The following is a 16,762-nucleotide window of genomic DNA, read 5'->3' on the forward strand; positions in this document are numbered from 1 at the left end:
TTGAGCACAGTGGCGCTGCTGGCTGTGTGGGTACCGGCGCAACGGGCGGTGCGGGTGGATCCGATGAGCGCGTTGCGGTTTGAATAGGTCAGGGAGATGAGGGAATAGGGAGTCAACGGCTGCGATAACCGGCATGCAGATTCATTCATTCATTCCACATGATATCCATGCCAAGTGGCGGATTGACCGGCAATCCAGAAGTTACCCCCCGAAAAGGGCCTCCTGCGCATTGCAGAAACGACCCATTTCTCCACGGTTCTGTACTGCGCTTCATCCTGCGATCAGTTCGAGCGCCTTTTGAAGCTGCCCGTCAACCCTATTTCTCCGATCCTGCCAAGAGAAATCTACAACTACATCCGGCTCAATTGGACTTCCCTCGAGAGCCGTTCCGTTCCAGGTGTAATAAGCTCCGGTGGGAAGCGCCAACCGGAAACCGTGCCCGACCTTCACCGATGTAGCGGAAAGCAAGCGCCCGGCCGTTTTTTCTCCAACAATCGTTGCGAGCTTATTTTCCTTCGCAAAAATCGTGACCATTTCCGCAGCACTGGCCGTATGTCGATCCACGAGCAGGATGATTCTCCCGTCATAGGGCTTCGGACCCAAACCCTCAGATTCCAGCACAATCGGAGACTGGGTGACGAGAGCAGGTAGAAACCGCAGGCCTAGCAGCCAGAGGAAGCGTGTTGTCGCAGGAATCTTGCCCAAACGCGGGAAGCCGGTTTTCACTGTGGCAAGATCACGCGCGGCCCAACGTTTGTTGGGAGAGTAGCCTACCGGCACTCTGTCTGGAGTCATCAAGCTCATCAGTCGTAGAGCGCCGGCGCCCCCGCCTGTATTTCCGCGTAGGTCTACGATGAGCCGACCGACATCGCCTAGCTCCGCAACTGCATCGGACATCGCGTTTGAAACCTCGACACCGATCATGCCGGGAAACATCGCGACCTTGAGGTATCCGAGACTTTCGCCCAGCTTCTTCGATTGAACAAGCGTCGGCTCCACAAATTGCAGCTTCTTACCCTTCGGTCGTGCCACATTGACGGAGACGGTTCGCTCGTTTCCATCGTTTGCAATGATGTGGAGGGTTGAAGTCGATCCCATAGGAAAGACCGGATGCTCAGGCGGCACAATCTCTTTACCGTCTACCCGAAGCAGAATGTTTCCCGACTCTATTCCGGCGAGAGCCGCCGCTCCGCCGTCATGCACATCTTGAAATATCCACCTTGAGCCGTAGGGCGTTTCGTCGGAGAGGTAAGTTGCGCTAAGGGCCGCACGACTTGAAGCTCGCCGCGCAGTTCCATGAAAGAACCCAAGATGCGAAGTTTTGAGCACCTGGAGCAGCTCTGTCATCGCTTGCTCGAAAGCGTCCGGCGTCGCAGCAGATTCAATTGCGGCACGATGACTCGTGACCGCACTCTGCCAATCATTCCCGAGGAGTTCCGGTTTGTAGAACTTGGAGTCCAGAGCCTTGAGAACACGCTCAAGAACTTCATGCTTCGCTTTGTCAGTCAGGCCCGATTGACGGCTAGGGGGAGTATTCATATCCACACATCTATGATGCCGCAACCGGAGCTAATTAATCTTCAGCGGATAGTAGTACGTGCCGTTGTCAGTGCCGCGCACTGTCGCGAGGAAATAGGCTCCTGGCTTGGCAGCTCGCAGATCGAGCGTTACATTCACCGAGACCTTTCCTCCGTCTCTTTCAATGGCATTCCCGGCCCCCGTCGCGACGATTTGGCTTCCAGTCTTGTCCTTGGACACATTCACGTTATAGCTTCCCACTTCGCTGAAGCGGGGAAGCACAACCGAAAGGTGGACGATTGCGGCGGGCAATGAGACCTCTTGCAACGGGGTGGTGTCATCGTCAGCCCCTCTCAGCGTGCCGCTATTGAATAGATCGACCGTAGCGCTTACAGGCTGAGCCGAGGCAACCTGGACGCTCGGGGCGGCCGCTGAATGGTAGTGCCTGAATGCCACATAACCGCCGCTGCACATCACAATCAGAGAGGCCGCCAAGGCCAAAGGAACAGCCCTCAAGCGCGAGGTTTTTGGGACTCGCGCAACGTTGAAAGGCGTAACCTCGACAGGCCCAGAAATAACATCGGAGTAGGGCGTAGAGGCGGCGGCCTTCGATTCTTCCCAATCCAAGCGGTAATGCCGATACTCGGCATAACACTCAGAACAAGATCCAACATGAAGGCGGGCTGGATGCTCTGCCGGCAGCCTATCCTCAGCCAGGGCTTCTAGCGTTTTGTCGTCAGGACAGCCTTTTCGCTCGGGATTCGGAAATGTCCCAAGAAGGAAGTCCTTCATCAGATCCGGGTTCAATGACGATCTACCCTTTCGTCTCGCAAAATTGTGGTGAGCCGTGGCCCGGATCGTCACTTTTGCGAGCACCAGTCAAAGTGGAAGCTATGCGCTCTTTGACGCGCTGGATGGCTTTCGCGGCTGCTGGGTAAGTCGTTCCCAACGCAATCGCGACAGTTGCCGGGCTCGTTTTATCCTCAAGGAGCAGAACGAGAATATACCTATCCCGTTCATTCAGGGTTGCCTTTAGTTGTTCAAACAGTATTTTGCGGTCGATTGCCACCTGAAACGACCCACTCAGACCGCCAATACTTTCCAGGTCGTGCCCAATCCCGACGACTTGCTCTCTGGCCGCTCCACTCCTCATCCAGTCGCGAACCTTACCTTTGAGTGCGGAGTATGCGTAGCGTTGAGGTGAAACAAGGATTGTTGCTCGCTCTTGCATGCTGTGAGCTACTTCTTCAGCCCAGTTCGCAATCATCGCCGGATCGACTTGAGGGTAATCGCGAAGTACCCAGCGAAAGGCCCGCTCTACTGCGCTTTCTACCTCTGGGCAGACAACGTTCCCGGCCGTATCCACGAGATGTAACTGAGCCCGAATCATTGGCAAATCGTCTCTGAAAAAAAATTGCGCAATGGTGTCAAAAAGTGCCCCTCTCATCTCGCTTAGAGGGTAGATGTCCAATTTACTACTTGTCTCTTACATATCGCCAGCGAGGTGCAGACTCCGTGAAAGGAGAGCTATTTCTTTGACGATTTCGAACGCGAGTCGCCACCCTCGACCAACCCCAGGCCGACGATCAGTTTTTCGACTGGTATTTGAAAAACCTCGGCTATCCTTAGCAGAGTCGGCACGGAGACACCATCGCCTTTCTCAATACGCTGTATTTGGGTCAGGTGAAAACCATGCTGGACAACAAGTGCGCGTAAGGTCAGCCCGCGCTCCTTGCGCATCTGCTTGACTCGCTTACCTAAAGCTGCTGAGAACTCTTTGTAGTCGTATCGCAGCATGGAATTGGTGTCGATGTGAACCTCGCGCAATTTGATGAGAGCACATCGTAACCTCCCCGCATAGCGATCTCTGGAAAATCTTAGCAACCTCCAATGCACACACACAAATGTGGTGGAACACGCGTCGCGCTCTGTACACAAAACTGTGCATATGAAAAGTGTGTTGACACGATGTTGAAGACTCGCTATAAGTTGTGCAAGGTGACACAAGTTTGTGGTAACACAACAACGTGTACACGGCGGCGGATCGTACCGCGTGGCCGTCGGGTTGTGGACCGCAAAGCCCTAACCCGAAAGGAGGACAAGACACCGCTACACGAAGGCTCGATTCAGAGCATTAACCCTTCCCCTTACCTGGCTTCCTCATTTCGTTTCACAAGGAGAACCGCTTTGAAAATGCTGATTGATGCACGCCTCGCTCGTCGTTGGAGCCGTCGTTACCTCAAAACCAAAATGCAGAGCACGCTGCGGACTATCGCGCCGTGTCTGTTCGCCCTTCTCCTGACCCAAGCCGCTCACGCCCAGGGCAGCATGGATTTTTCGGGCGCGACCACTTTGATGAACACCTTCAAAACGTTCGCGATCTTTTCGGGCGCGATCATCTGCTTTGCCGGTTTGATCTTCGCTGGAATCCGCATGATGAGCGGGCGTTTCCAAGAGGCAATTCCCGGCCTCTTCGGAGCCTTGTTCGGCGCTGGCGTTCTCGGTTGGGGCGCTGGTTGGATCAGCTCTCTCACCGGTCAGTCGGTCAACTAAGGACAACAACCATGACAAAACGAGGGGAACCGTTACCGATCAATCAAGCGATGAACAGGCCACGAGCAAAACTTGGCTTAGACCTGTCGGCGTGGATGGCAATCGTCTTCGTCTCAGTAACGGTTTTCATCGTTGGATTTCGCATGTTAGCCCTCCTCAGCTTCCCGATGTTGGTTGCTGGGGCGTGGTTCACCGTTCGCAAGCACCCCAAGATGTTCCAGCTTTGGGGGCACAGCCTTTCACAGAAGAGCTACTATGACCCGCGCAAATAAGACTGAGCAGCTACGTTCTACGCCGTGGTACGCAAAGGCCGGGGCAGGGTGCAGCATCATCCCTATATCCCGCTTTGTAAACTCCAACATCTTCGCAATCAAAACAGGTGGCTATGGCTGCCTGTTTTCTCTCATTGGCGTCGATGAAGAGAGCCTCACCGATCAAGAGCTAGAGGCGAGGGTCCGCTCCATCGAAGGCGCACTTCATGCTTTACCAGAGGGCGCTTGCCTCTATCAGTACGCCCGTGTGTTGTCGGGCTACGACATCCCCCGCCAAAACAGGTACAGCAACCCGGTCACCGAGTCTTTCGTAAATGACCGCCTCACCTTCTTAAACGAGAATGCGGGATTTCGGCGAATCGACCTTCACTGGTGCCTTACGTTTGAGCCAGAACACGCCAACCCTTTCCAGCGCAAACCCCAAGACAATGCCGCAGACAACGCTAGAACCGTGTCAAGTCTTCAAAAAACGGCCACGATCCTAGAAGCGCAGCTTAATTCCGCTATCGGTCTTCGCCTGCTGTCCAAGGTCGAAGCCTTCCCATTCTTCTCCTACCTCTACAACCTTGAACCGTGGGCATTGAATGACCAGCTCCGCAGCGACAGCGGCGTGGATCGCCAGATCGTCAAGAGCACGGTTTCATGGCATAGCGATCATCTCCGAGTAGGGAAGAGATACGTTCAGTTGTTCTCTTTGATGACCACCCCGGAGGTATCGCGGCCCTGCCAATTTTCCGAACTGCTCACACTGGACTGTGACACGGTTCTCTGCACGAGCTGGAGACCGAAGTCAGCGTCAGCGGCACGGTCCGAGATTTCGAATCAAGAGAAATTTATATCGTTCTTCAAGGTTGGGGTTTTGTCCCGCGTTATGAGCGGCACCGACACCGCCTCCCTCGACGAGGGCGCAGCCGCGATAGCAGCCGGGGCCAATATAGATGATCTCAGCGAGGTTATCCGCTCCCTCGACAAATACTCCCAAGGTGAGTTCACCATGCGCCTGCTCCTTGCGGGTCGTAGTATGCAACAGCTCTATGACAATGGAGCGGCCGTACATCGGATCTTCGTTGAAGCCCGCGCCCAGGCGATGGAAGAGACACTTGGAAACCTCTCAGCCTTCTACACGATGTTTTCCGGCAATAAAAAGTTCAACGTATTTCCTTTGTGGCTGCGTGAAGACCATCACGCTCGAATGTCCACGGTGTTTGCTCCACACCTCGGCCATTGCCACTCCGGAGACCTTGGAGCCGAATATCTTAATGTCTTCGAGACCCGGACTCGTACCCCATTCTTCCAAGACGCCTATGTAAACGGCGTTCGAGTCATGCTCATCATCGGGCCAACGGGGTCAGGAAAATCCGTTCATGCCAACCAGATGCTGGCACTGGAGCGCAAATACAACGGCTTCACCTACATTTTCGATATCGGCGGCTCTTATGAGAGCCAAGTGGAGCTTTACGGCGGCAAGGTGACCCGAGTCGGCAAAGACGGTCCCCGTGTGAATCCGTTCTCGTTAGTTCCTACCGAAAGCAACATCGGATTTCTTTATTCGTTCGTGAAGCTATTGCTCACGAGTGGCGGCGCTGAACTGAGCCCAGAAGACGATGACGTGATCCACAAAGCCGTACAGGGTCTGTATCACCTTGAGGCAGAGAATCGTCGTCTCTCAAACCTCGGTCTGCCGCGACACCTGGACCGCTATCTATCCAAGTGGGTTGGGAACGGAGTCTATTCCGCGATCTTCGACAACGTGAACGATGAGCTGTCTCTCGGGCAGATACAGTGCTTCGACTTCCAAGGCGTCAACAACAAACAGTATGCAGACCTTATCGAGCCGCTGATGGTTTGGATTCTTCGTCGCATTGACGATGTTCTCTATAACCCTGCAAATCTCGGTGTTCCGAAGCACGTTCTCATCGAGGAGATCTTCTCCAGCATGAAGAACAAGCAGCTCCTGGAATCGGCTCTCGCATCGATCAAAACCGTTCGCAAGAACCTCGGTGGAGTGACCCTCATTGGCCAATCCGCAAACGACCTGGGCGAAAACGCAGACAGCATCGTCAACTCCTGCACATCCTTCCTCTTTTTGCCGGATGCCACATTCAACCGGAAGCATTACGGCGAACTCTTCAAGCTCACAGACCAGCAGCTCGATTTATTCGAGTCTTTGCGAGATAGAGAGGGCCTGTACGTCCGCCGCGACGGTTTGACGAAGGTCATCACCCTCAATCTCGACAAACGAAGCTACGCCAAATTCTCAACGAAGCCGAAGGACCGTGTTCGCCGGTCGAAGCTGATCGAAAAGTACGGGCTCACCGAGGGCATCGAGCGATTCGCCCAAGGAGAGGACATTTAGCCGCTGCGCCGCACCACCACCCCAAAACAAGGAAAATGCTATGAAAATCCCGTTCCGCCTCGTTACAACATTCAGCCTTGCCATTGGCGCAGTTGTTAACTGCTATGCCGCTGGCCCCGACCCGGCTCACAGTCTCTTACCGAGCGCACCCCGCACGGTAGTCATCTTGGACGCGCAGACCCCGCCCGTTGTCAGGGCGGGCCTCCTGCAATCGACTCTCATCATGCTTCCACCAGAAGAGAAGGTTGCGACCGTCTTTGGCGGCGATACCGTCTCGTGGGCGTTCGACGGTGGCCATGTCGCCAGCCGGTTCATCTCGATCAAACCCAAGATTGCAAACAGCACGACAGACGTTCATATCGTGTCAGATCACGGTAACGAATACACCCTGCAGCTCCGTGAGGTCTCGAACGACTCCGATGTTCATTTCGATTCCAAAGTCTTTGTTACACCGGGTGACCAGACCGGGAAAGACAAACTCGCCGCCCTTCCGGTATTTGTCCCGGTCGCAGAACTGGACCGGGCGAAACGAGAGGCAATCGAGGCCCAGGCGAAAGAGGCGACGGAGCGGAAGGTTGAAGCCGCCAAGGCAGAGCAGTACCGGAGCCAGTACCCCGGCCAACTCCACTTTGATTACACGTGGGACCAGAACAAAGCGAGGGCTCTCGGCCTTCAGCAGGTGTGGCGGGATGACAAGTTCACCTACCTGCGCGGGCAGTTCCAAGAGACGCCCGCCCTCTATGAGCTGAAGGACGGAAAAGGCTCACTCATCAACTTTGACTTCAACAACGGTCTGTACACGGTTCCGAAGATGGTTGACCACGGCTACCTAACCATCGGGAAGAAGAAGGTCGAGTTCAGCCGGATGGGGGGAGGGAACTAATGGACGAGCAAAACAGAATTTCACCAAACGACCACGAGCCGGGCACTGTGCCAGCACAGCCCGAGGCTACACCGGCCATCAGGACCTCCAAGCCCATGATGTACATCATCGGCGGAATCATCCTCGTTATTGTGCTTCTCAACCTGGGCAACCTGGTTCACGGAGGAGCGAAAGAGGCTCCCAAAAGTGCCCTTCTAATAGGTCCGACATCTCCAAATGCTCAGCAGGTCACCAGCTTTGAAGCACAACAGAGATTACTTGCTCAGCGTGACGAAGCCGAACGTATTCGACAACAGCAGCTAGCCGCGCAAATGGCTCTCCTTCAGCAGGAGCAAGCCGTTCCTGGCCCTGAATCAGCGAGCGCAGCGCCGATGACAGAGGCCCAACGTCGTGCGATCTACGGCGACAGCCCCAATGCGCCAAAGAACACCTCCAACATCTCCCAGGCTCAGGCCGAGGCTAAGCAGAAAGCACTGGCCATCGAAAAGCAACACCAAGACGCACTCAACAGCGACACCGTAGCAATCGACTTCGCCCGTTCTGGTGCAGGTACTCCCAATGTTGTATCGGAAACAGCCGCTAACGTCCCTCCGACAGTACCCACACCCGGAGCGGCAGCGGAGGCAGCTCAGGTCGGCCAACAACCCGAGCCCACGCTCCACAGTGTCTCCGCACAGCAACCGGCGACGAAAGACTCTATGGCTGCTTACGATTTCGATGGCTATCAGGGGCGGTTATACCGCGTCTTCGAAGGGACTGTGTTTGAAGGAGTCGTTACCAACCATATAGACGGCGGTTTCAATGGCCCTCTGATCGTGATGCTCACGACCGACTATTACTCACACGATCATCAACAACTACTCCTACCTCAGGGCACCCGCCTGATCGGAAACGTCCAGAGCGTAGGAAGCTCTCAGCAGCGGAAACTTTTCGTCGTCTTCAATCGCGCTGTCTGCCCGGACGGGTTCTCTATTGATCTGAACAAATACACAGGTCTAGACCCGCTCGGCACAACCGGGCTTGCGACGAACGTCAACAACCACATCCTCAGTTCCTTCGCCGCCGCCGCCGCGATCGGTGGGCTGGGGGGCCTTGCGCAGATCGGAAACAACGGTAGTGTTCTGACCGCCGACACGCAAATTCGCAACGGGATCTCCGCGCAAACAGCTATGGAGGGCGAGCAGATATTGAATCACTTCCTCAATCGTCTGCCCGTAATCACAGTAAAGGAGGGTTCACGCGCCCGCGTCTACATCAATCAAGACATACTTATCCCTTCCTACGCAGAGCATCGCGTCGATTCAGCGCTCTAACTGCCGTTCCCGAAGTCAGGAGGACGTATGAAAGCTGCGTTTACAAAGCACCGGAAATGGATCATCACGAGTGCTTTGATCCTCGGGGTTGCGACACCAAGCTACGCCATATTTGGGCTTCCGGAGATCGTGTTTGATCCGACAGCCTACGGCACCCTTGGCGCACAACTCTCAAACATGGTGAAGATGCTAACCACCGCGCAGAGCCAGCTTCAAACTGCGACGAGTGAGTACAACACAGTCAAGAGCAACGTTCAGCAGTTCAGCGTCAAGACGATCTGGCAAACAGAGCTGAACAAAATCAAAAGCGTTTCGGTTCCCAACACGTACGGGGAAACGAACGGTTTGACCAATGCTCTCAACCTCAACTCGCAAAGCGCCGCCGCGATGGCCTGGACCAACACCAAACTAGGGTTGACTCCAGAATCGAGCACCACTCTCACTAACCAGACGGTAGGGCAAAGCGGAAATCTCTCGGAACTCGCGATGATCGAGGCGTCCGATGCAGCTTCACCGGATTGTCTCAACGCCGTGGGGTCCTACCGCCAATCCCGCAATGATTCAGTCACAGCCGAGGCGAGCCTACAAGCCGCCCAGCTCGACGGGTCAGCTTCCACTAACAGCGAGGTCGAACAACTCAACCTCCTCAACGTGTCGCAAGCTCAGCAGCTCAATGAGCAACAGGCTCAGGGAGCTTTGCACACTTGCCTCGCACAGCAAATGACCATTCAGAACATGCAGCAGCGGAACGCCGCCGCTGCGGACCTGAATACGTGGGGCTTCGTACAAGCCCAGCGCACCACCAACCCCAGCCTCAACGTGAGCGATACCGGCACGTGGACGACGTATCTCCCATAAAGATGCGCCACCAAGAGGACAACGAAACCGGAGTAGCGCCGCTGACTGCGGCGCTACCTCTCCAAACGTTCGACAGGCCGGAAACGCAAACAACGTCACGGATCGAGACCAAATGATGATCTACCACATAGCATTGTCGGCGCTAGCTTTGGCTGTACCGGGGGTGGACTGGCTTTACCAGTTCACGAATAATCTCACGGCCCTCACTACGGCTAATGGTGGGGCGCTTACCAATCTCGGCCTCACTCTGTTGAGCTTTATCGCCCTGATGATGCTCGCAAACATGGTCATCAACTTCAGCCTTTCCAACATGACCTTCAGCTTGAATCCGACCCCGTTGGACGGCGGCGAGGTCGTGAGATTTCTCCTTCGCCTCGCCTTTTGCTGCTTCCTCGAAACGTATTGGGTAAACCCACTTCCCGGTGCGAGCTTTGGTCTTAACCATCTCTTTTCGTATTTCGCCCAGTCCATTGTTACGGCCCTCGATCAGAACTCTCTACAGAACTTCAACCAACTCCTAAGCGACGCAGCGTCGAAAACAGAGACCCCATCGCTTTTGCTTGTCACCCAGCAGGCCACCTACTACCTCGTGCAGATCATCTTGGGCCTCGCTAGCGCGATCCTTTTCGTTATCAACATAAGCTCCTTCATTTTCTATGCCATCACTGCACTGTTCGGGCCGCTGTTTATCCCCCTCTATATGACCAACAGCTTCCGAGGGAAATTCCTCAGCTTTGTTGAGACGCTTGCAAGTTTTGCGATGATTCGCGCTGTCGCTGCGGCTTTCATCTTTGTCTGGGGAGGCTTCATGAATACCTTCCTCAGTCAGACGTTCCACGGCGACTATTCCATCGGGATGTGGCTCGCAAACCTCGTGCCCGTAATCATGGTTTTCGCCGCGTTCATCATCAACATGCTCTTCATCCCTAACCTCACTCAAGCGATCTTTGGAGGGGGAGCCGCGGCGTCTGGCGGAGCCGCGGGCCTAGCGACCAGCGTGGTCCTTTTCAAACTCAGGGCAGCCAAGAAAGGCGCGGGTCAAGCCGGTGGCGGCACAGGAGCCAACGGCGGAGGGGGTGCCTCTAATGGTGGCAGCAGCTAAGGAGAACTCATGAATGTCGTCTTCGCCGTTCCGATTCAACCGCCCCGATTCTTGGTCTACATCTTCCGAACCGGCTCGATTCTCCTGATGGCCGGATCAGTGATTTTTACAACTCTCGGCTTTATCGCCGCTAAACGAAGGTTTGAAAGGAGTCACGCACATGGCCACACACACCGTCTCATTGACCGACGCAGCATCCACCCCACAAGAAGCCCTGCTGGTAGATGAAGTTGCCAACGAGGTTTACTCGTCCCATTACGCTGAGCGGAAAGCAAGCCGCTTCATCATCGGTGCGCAGACCGCGACCATTTTAGGATGCCTGTTCGCAATCGTCTCCCTGGCTCACAAGCCGGTGCAAAACCGCTACATCCGGATTGACGAGATGGGGAGGGCGCAGGCGATCCAGTACACCGACCTCAACTACAGTCCGCGTGAAGGCGAGGTAAGAACGTACCTCACCGACTGGGCCAACTACCGTTACACGATCAGCAAAGACACGATCTCGAAGAAGTATCCCCTTAACTACTATTTCCTCTCCCAGCAGCTCTCGACCCAGTTGATGTCGGAAGACAATGCCAGTCACAAAATCTCCCAGGTCATGGGCGGACAGATAGAACAGAGTGACGTTGACGTGAGAAACGTCACAATCACCAGCATGTCAGAAGAGACATTGCAGGGTGTGCGCATCTCCAAAGGGACCGCGCTTGTGAACATCGACAGGCTCTATTCCCCGCGCAACTCCCATGATCCTCGCACCGAGCATTGGATGCTGTCGATTACTTACTACCTCAATCCTAAGCAGGTCAGTGAGCAAGCCCGAGTCTTTCCGCAGTTCGAGACGATCAATCCCCTGGGCATGACCATCACTGAGTTCCATGAGAACCGAGTCGGTGTCGATCCTGTCGCCGAGCCGAGCAAGATTGCTCAACCGATTGCTCTCCCGTCCATTCCTGGCACAACGACCACGCCCACATTTCCGGCTACAGCCGCGGGAGGTCTACGTTGAACTACGACCTCATCCTTCCGTTCTTTCCAGAAGAGATCCGCGGCCTCCTGCTCGATCCGTCCATCTCTGACCTGATGATTAATGGAACGACCGGCGTCTATGCGGACAAAGGAGGAGTTGTGGAGCATATCAAGCTCCAGACTCCCTACACCAACGAGCGTCTGACAGCTGCAATCGAGCGTGTGGCTCGTGTTCTCGGACAAGACCTCACAACTCAAAACCCGATCCTGAACACTCGCCTACCCGATGGTTCACGCGTCGCCGTCGTTGGTCCCCCGGCTTCGATCAATGGACCCACGCTCACCATTCGAAAATTCAACAAATGGTTCACATCAGACGAACTTGTTGCGTCGGGAAGCATGACCGCATCAGTGCGAGACCTGGTTGTCCAGCTCATCATGAAGCGAAAGAACGGCATCATCGCTGGCGGTACGGGCAGTGGGAAGACAACGTTGATGAAAGCCCTTCTTGACCACATCCCTGAGACAGAGCGGTTGTGCATCATCGAGCAGCCCGCAGAGCTACAGGTTTTACAGCCGAATGCTGTGCGGTGGGAGGCCGTCGAAGCGATTCAGGGACAGGCAGCGATTACACCGAGTGAGCTGCTGGCCGCTGCACTTCGTCACAGGCCCGACCGCATCATTATGGGCGAGATTCGCAACGAATGCGGCTATGACCTCTTGCAAGCCATGAACACCGGCCACGGAGGAACCTTATCGACCATCCATGCAAAGTCTGCATGGGATGCGTTGAACCGGCTTTCCAATCTCGCCCTCAGTGCCCGCCCGAATCTCAATCACGCCTTCATGCGGAGTGAGACTGCGGAGGCTATCGACTTCGCTCTCTATTGCGAGCGTGCGGCGAACGGTCGGCGCCAAGTCCGTGAGCTTATCACCGTCAACGGCTATGACCACGCCGAACAGCGTTTCGAGACCGAAATCGTCTACAGCGCTACCAACATCCACGCAGCATAAACCACAACAACACCGAGGAGATTAAGCACCATGGCATTGCTCACCGTGAAGAGTTCCAAGAAGATCGACGCCACTCTCAGACTTGAAGAGTCAACCGCAAAAATGATTGATCGCTATGCGGCTTTCCTACAGGTTTCCGCTGATGAAGTTGTCGATAAAGGGATGGAATACATCTTTACCAAAGACAAAGACTTTCAGCAACACCTTAGCTCCCAGCCCAATATTCAAGTGCCTGCATCGTTGCGGATCAAGAAAGCTCCGAGCACTGTTGCCGCACCGAAAAAAGTAGCCAAGCCGAGCACCGTAGAAGCGTCCAGAGCGTGATGTGCTGCGCACATGAAAAATGATGACACTCCATCCCTCGGAGGGTGGTGTTTTGAGGCTTGACGTTCACCGTTGTGAACGCGCGACAGGGCCACAACATACGGGGATGGCGTTCACTGTGGTGAACCTAAGTTCACCACAGTGAACAGGACTTCCCCAGCAGAAAGGATAGAGAACATGGAGACAGCAATCGACTTGCGGGGAAGGCTGGACCGCCGCCTTAAAAGCGGCGCTCTCCGCAGCAAAACAGTAGGTACCCGAGTCTCCGAGACCGAGGAGCAGGAGCTGATTGCAGCGGCGAATCGGGACGGTCGCAACCTCAGCGAATGGACACGCGACGTGCTCTTACAGACGGCGCGGCGGTCAGATGACGATGCATTTTTCACGGAGTTGGTCGCCATGCGAATGCTGATGCTGAACCTGTTCAAGCCGCTCATCATGGGCAAGCCTGTATCGCAGGAATGGGTCACAGAAGTGATGGCGGCAATCCGCAAAGAGAAACGAAAAGCCGCTCTTGAGGTTCGCCAACAGTACAACGACGACAGGGCAGGGAGGCAATAAGGCATGGCGACACAATGGGGACGTAAAGAAACGATCATCTGGCCTCCGCACGCACCGGTAATGAGCTATACGGCCATCGCAATGGCTTTTCTCTGCACTCTGTTCTTCATGTGGCAACGCCTCAATTTCTCAATGACGCCACTCCAACAGAGTTACATCATCGAGTACGTTCGATCTGAGGTGGGGGCCACATTCAAAGCCAGCGAGAACTATCAGCTCGTGTACCTGGCCGGAGATAAAGTAAAGCCCCGGCTCGCCCTGCCCGTCGATCTGACAGATGGCAAGACGACGCTTCCAAACGGAAAGGCAGTGCCTATCGGACTGTCCGAACTGGCATCAGTTCAGGGCTATCGCTGGTTCTACCGCGCCCCAGCACAAAAGCTTCCCGACGCCTCGATGAAACGCTGGCTTCGTGGCGCGGTCTACAACGACAAGGGCATGCTGGAGTTGTTCATGGTGAGCTTTATCGAGGGAGGAATCTGCCTCGGTGCGATGTTGTTCTTTGCAATTCCGAAGGATCTGAAGCGGTTCAAACAGATGAAATATGGTCGCGTTTTGCGCGGGCCGACGATGCTCTCCCCGGCTGAATTCAATAAAGCGGCCAAGGGTGACGGCATCGGGTTCAAGACCACGGAACTAGGCAAAATGATGAGGATTCCGGAGCGGAAGGAAGCCCAGCATTTCCAAATTATGGGCGATACAGGCGTCGGAAAAACGCAGCTGATAATGCAGATCCTTCGGCAGATCAGGGACCGCGGAGACGCAGCGATTGTTTACGACCCGGCCTGCGAATATGTCCAGCGGTTCTACGACGCCGACCGCGACGACATCATTCTTAACCCTCTGGACGAGCGGTGCCCGTATTGGGGTCCGGCTCAAGAGATGGAGACCAACGCAGAGGCCGACGCGATTGCCTCATTCCTCTATCAGCCGACGACGGACGCAAAAGATGAGTTCTTCCATCAGACGCCCGCTCAGATTTTTGCCCATCTATTAAAGAAAGGCCCATCCCCCCATCAGCTCGCCGAGTGGATGGCAAACAGCGAGACGCTTGAGCGCCTTGTTGCCGGGACTGAGATGAGTTTTTACATCGACCGGAAGGCCGGACCGCAGCGAGCTGGTGTCCTGGCTTCACTGGGATTGGTCGCAAAATCCTTCCGTCTCCTGCCCGAAAAAGAGCAGAGCGCCCGTACATGGAATGCCCGGACCTGGGCCAAAGAACGAAAGGGCTGGATCTTCATCACGTCGCGTCCACCCGAGCGGGAGACACTGCGCCCGCTGCACTCGCTTTGGATCGACTTGCTGGTTATGCGGCTTCTCAGCGCCCCGCAACCGGGACAGCGGCAGGTCTGGTTTGTGATCGACGAGCTGGCCAGCCTGCAGAAGCTCCCCCAGCTCCACACCGCGATAACTGAGAACCGTAAGAGCAAGAATCCGCTCGTACTCGGATTCCAAGGCAAGGCCCAGCTTGAAGTGATTTATGGCCATCTGGCCGAGGTCATGTTGTCCCAGCCTGCAACCAAAATTGTTATGAAGACCGCAGAGCCAAAAGCAGCCGAATGGATCTCCGAAGCCATCGGCAAGGTCGAAATCGAAAGGCTCAAGGAGACCAAGTTCGACGGGACGCGATCAGGGCACAATTTCAGTTTGGACCGGCAGATCGAGCCGTTGGTCATGGGTTCGGAGATAACCGGATTGGATGATCGACACGCCTACCTGAAGCTGGGGAATAATGTGGCCCGCTTTGATTTCGATTATCTGGATCTGCCCACTCCCACCCCCGGTTTCCTGCCACGTGAGCATGCAGATGGCGGGATGAGTTTCGATCCAGACACGCTCGAACCACGTCGCCCCTCCTTCCCAGATATGGATGACGAGGACGAAGATTACGAATCCGAGGAAAAGTCGGAGATGCCAACTAGTCAGCCCGTGGCCGACGGATCGACAAGTGGCGCTCCGATCGCACACGCAAGGAAACCTCGACCGATTCCATGGCCGAAAGAGAACCAGAATGAACCGGCCCGCGCCGGCCAAACGAACCGGCCCGCGTCTACCTCTGTGGCTCAGCCTCCAAGCCCCGTATCTTCTCCACAGAATGAAACCGAAACGGCTCAGCAGGTCCTTTTTGCTAACGGCACTCTCAACCCCGAAGGCTTGAGCCTTGAGATAAGGCCATAAATCCATGCTAAGTATTTCGAACGCCCTTAATGCGTCACAAGCGAAGACCTACCATCAGATGGACTATGCCTCCGCAACCCAGAGCTATTACAACAAGGGCGGCGAGGTTAAAGGCGAATGGAACGGCAAGTTGGCTCCCTCACTCGGACTTTCCGGCGATGTGAGCCCGCTTGAATTTAGTCGGCTCGTAGATGGTCAGCATCCGGAGACGGGCGAGCAGATGGTCCGGCATCGGCTGTCTCAGCAATACGAAAATCCGGATGGTTCCGTAACCAAAGCCGTCGAGCATCGGGCGGGATGGGACGCGCAGTTTGCGCCGTCGAAGTCGGTCTCTCTGACGGCACTGGTCGGAGGGGACGAACGGATTAGGGAAGCTCATAGAGAGGCCGTAAAAGTCGCCCTTTCCGAGCTGGAGAGCTACACCCATGCGCGGATCGGCGGCAATAAACCCGCCGAATCCACCGGGCATTTTATTGCGGCCACCTTCGAGCACGACACCGCCCGTCCGGTAGACGGCTACGCCGCTCCTCAGCTCCACACGCACGCTGTCATCTTCAATGTCACAGAACGCGAGGACGGGTCTACTCGCGCTTTACAAGAAAAGCCGTTTTTCGAGAGCCAGAACTATGTGGGGGCGGTCTATCAGGCTGAGCTGTTCTACCGTCTGAAGAATCTCGGCTACGAGATCGAGCGAGGGAAAAGCGGCGCTCCAGAGATCAAAGGCTATTCCTCGGAGTACCTGGAGGCGTCCAGCCAGCGCTCACAGAAGATCCGCGAGCACATGGAACAGGCAGGAGTAAGCGGCCCTGAAGCCGCTCAGATTGCCGCTCACGCTACCCGCGAATCCAAACAAAACCTCACCCC

General features: G+C 55.4%; 16 protein-coding genes and 1 pseudogene. 13 read left to right on the top strand and 4 right to left on the bottom strand.

Features of this window, described 5'->3' with window-relative positions:
• Positions 1-270: 270 nt before the first annotated feature.
• Genes Q363_RS19730 through Q363_RS19745 form a run of 4 tightly spaced genes read right to left on the bottom strand, consistent with a single transcriptional unit; the run spans position 271 to position 3,345 of the window.
• The gene (locus tag Q363_RS19730) at positions 271-1,539 is read right to left on the bottom strand and encodes a S41 family peptidase (RefSeq protein WP_035353811.1); all 1,269 of its coding nucleotides are present in this window, start codon (positions 1,537-1,539) and stop codon (positions 271-273) included.
• A gap of 30 nt (positions 1,540-1,569) precedes the next feature.
• On the bottom strand, positions 1,570-2,325 hold the full coding sequence (locus Q363_RS19735; RefSeq protein ID WP_157467210.1) for a COG1470 family protein: 756 nt from the start codon (positions 2,323-2,325) through the stop codon (positions 1,570-1,572).
• Positions 2,326-2,332: 7 nt separating this feature from the next.
• Complete coding sequence (locus Q363_RS19740; protein ID WP_035353815.1) at positions 2,333-2,989, bottom strand: sigma-70 RNA polymerase sigma factor region 4 domain-containing protein; 657 nt, start codon at positions 2,987-2,989, stop codon at positions 2,333-2,335.
• 56 nt (positions 2,990-3,045) lie between these two features.
• Positions 3,046-3,345 (bottom strand): helix-turn-helix domain-containing protein, encoded by a 300-nt coding sequence (locus Q363_RS19745; protein ID WP_035353819.1) that lies wholly within the window; start codon positions 3,343-3,345, stop codon positions 3,046-3,048.
• A gap of 423 nt (positions 3,346-3,768) precedes the next feature.
• On the opposite strand from Q363_RS19745, the gene Q363_RS19750 reads away from it, so the two are divergent.
• The 13 genes and pseudogenes from Q363_RS19750 to mobF form a co-directional block, all read left to right on the top strand.
• Positions 3,769-4,071: a hypothetical protein gene (locus Q363_RS19750; protein WP_084080567.1), complete on the top strand. Its 303-nt coding sequence runs from the start codon at positions 3,769-3,771 to the stop codon at positions 4,069-4,071.
• Between the two features lie 11 nt (positions 4,072-4,082).
• Positions 4,083-4,343, top strand: coding sequence for a VirB3 family type IV secretion system protein (locus Q363_RS19755; RefSeq protein ID WP_035353825.1), 261 nt, complete (start codon positions 4,083-4,085; stop codon positions 4,341-4,343).
• Positions 4,327-6,699 carry a VirB4 family type IV secretion system protein gene (locus tag Q363_RS19760; protein ID WP_035353828.1) on the top strand — a complete coding sequence of 791 codons (2,373 nt, stop codon included), beginning with the start codon at positions 4,327-4,329 and terminating at the stop codon, positions 6,697-6,699. Before Q363_RS19755 ends, Q363_RS19760 begins: the two co-directional genes overlap by 17 nt.
• Positions 6,700-6,739: 40 nt before the next feature.
• Positions 6,740-7,582 (top strand): TrbG/VirB9 family P-type conjugative transfer protein, encoded by an 843-nt coding sequence (locus Q363_RS19765; RefSeq protein ID WP_035353830.1) that lies wholly within the window; start codon positions 6,740-6,742, stop codon positions 7,580-7,582.
• Positions 7,582-8,895, top strand: a complete 1,314-nt coding sequence (locus Q363_RS19770) for a TraB/TrbI/VirB10 family type IV secretion system protein (protein WP_035353833.1) — start codon at positions 7,582-7,584, stop codon at positions 8,893-8,895. Before Q363_RS19765 ends, Q363_RS19770 begins: the two co-directional genes overlap by 1 nt.
• 27 nt (positions 8,896-8,922) lie before the next feature.
• On the top strand, positions 8,923-9,753 hold the full coding sequence (locus Q363_RS19775; RefSeq protein WP_035353835.1) for a hypothetical protein: 831 nt from the start codon (positions 8,923-8,925) through the stop codon (positions 9,751-9,753).
• A gap of 112 nt (positions 9,754-9,865) precedes the next feature.
• Positions 9,866-10,855: a type IV secretion system protein gene (locus tag Q363_RS19780; protein WP_064742679.1), complete on the top strand. Its 990-nt coding sequence runs from the start codon at positions 9,866-9,868 to the stop codon at positions 10,853-10,855.
• Positions 10,856-11,015: 160 nt separating this feature from the next.
• Positions 11,016-11,861 carry a VirB8 family type IV secretion system protein gene (locus tag Q363_RS19785; RefSeq protein ID WP_051979032.1) on the top strand — a complete coding sequence of 282 codons (846 nt, stop codon included), beginning with the start codon at positions 11,016-11,018 and terminating at the stop codon, positions 11,859-11,861.
• Positions 11,858-12,835 carry a TadA family conjugal transfer-associated ATPase gene (locus Q363_RS19790; protein ID WP_035353837.1) on the top strand — a complete coding sequence of 326 codons (978 nt, stop codon included), beginning with the start codon at positions 11,858-11,860 and terminating at the stop codon, positions 12,833-12,835. Before Q363_RS19785 ends, Q363_RS19790 begins: the two co-directional genes overlap by 4 nt.
• Before the next feature lie 30 nt (positions 12,836-12,865).
• Positions 12,866-13,159 carry a hypothetical protein gene (locus Q363_RS19795; RefSeq protein ID WP_035353840.1) on the top strand — a complete coding sequence of 98 codons (294 nt, stop codon included), beginning with the start codon at positions 12,866-12,868 and terminating at the stop codon, positions 13,157-13,159.
• A 177-nt stretch (positions 13,160-13,336) separates the two neighbouring features.
• Positions 13,337-13,720 carry a hypothetical protein gene (locus tag Q363_RS36400; RefSeq protein ID WP_051979033.1) on the top strand — a complete coding sequence of 128 codons (384 nt, stop codon included), beginning with the start codon at positions 13,337-13,339 and terminating at the stop codon, positions 13,718-13,720.
• Positions 13,721-13,723: 3 nt separating this feature from the next.
• On the top strand, positions 13,724-15,898 hold the full coding sequence (locus Q363_RS19805; protein ID WP_084080564.1) for a type IV secretion system DNA-binding domain-containing protein: 2,175 nt from the start codon (positions 13,724-13,726) through the stop codon (positions 15,896-15,898).
• 58 nt (positions 15,899-15,956) lie between these two features.
• Positions 15,957-16,748, top strand: a pseudogene (gene mobF, locus Q363_RS44385) (MobF family relaxase); the annotation flags it as partial.
• Between the last annotated feature and the right edge of the window lie 14 nt (positions 16,749-16,762).

Source organism: Edaphobacter aggregans DSM 19364 (assembly GCF_000745965.1).
Classification (GTDB): domain Bacteria; phylum Acidobacteriota; class Terriglobia; order Terriglobales; family Acidobacteriaceae; genus Edaphobacter; species Edaphobacter aggregans.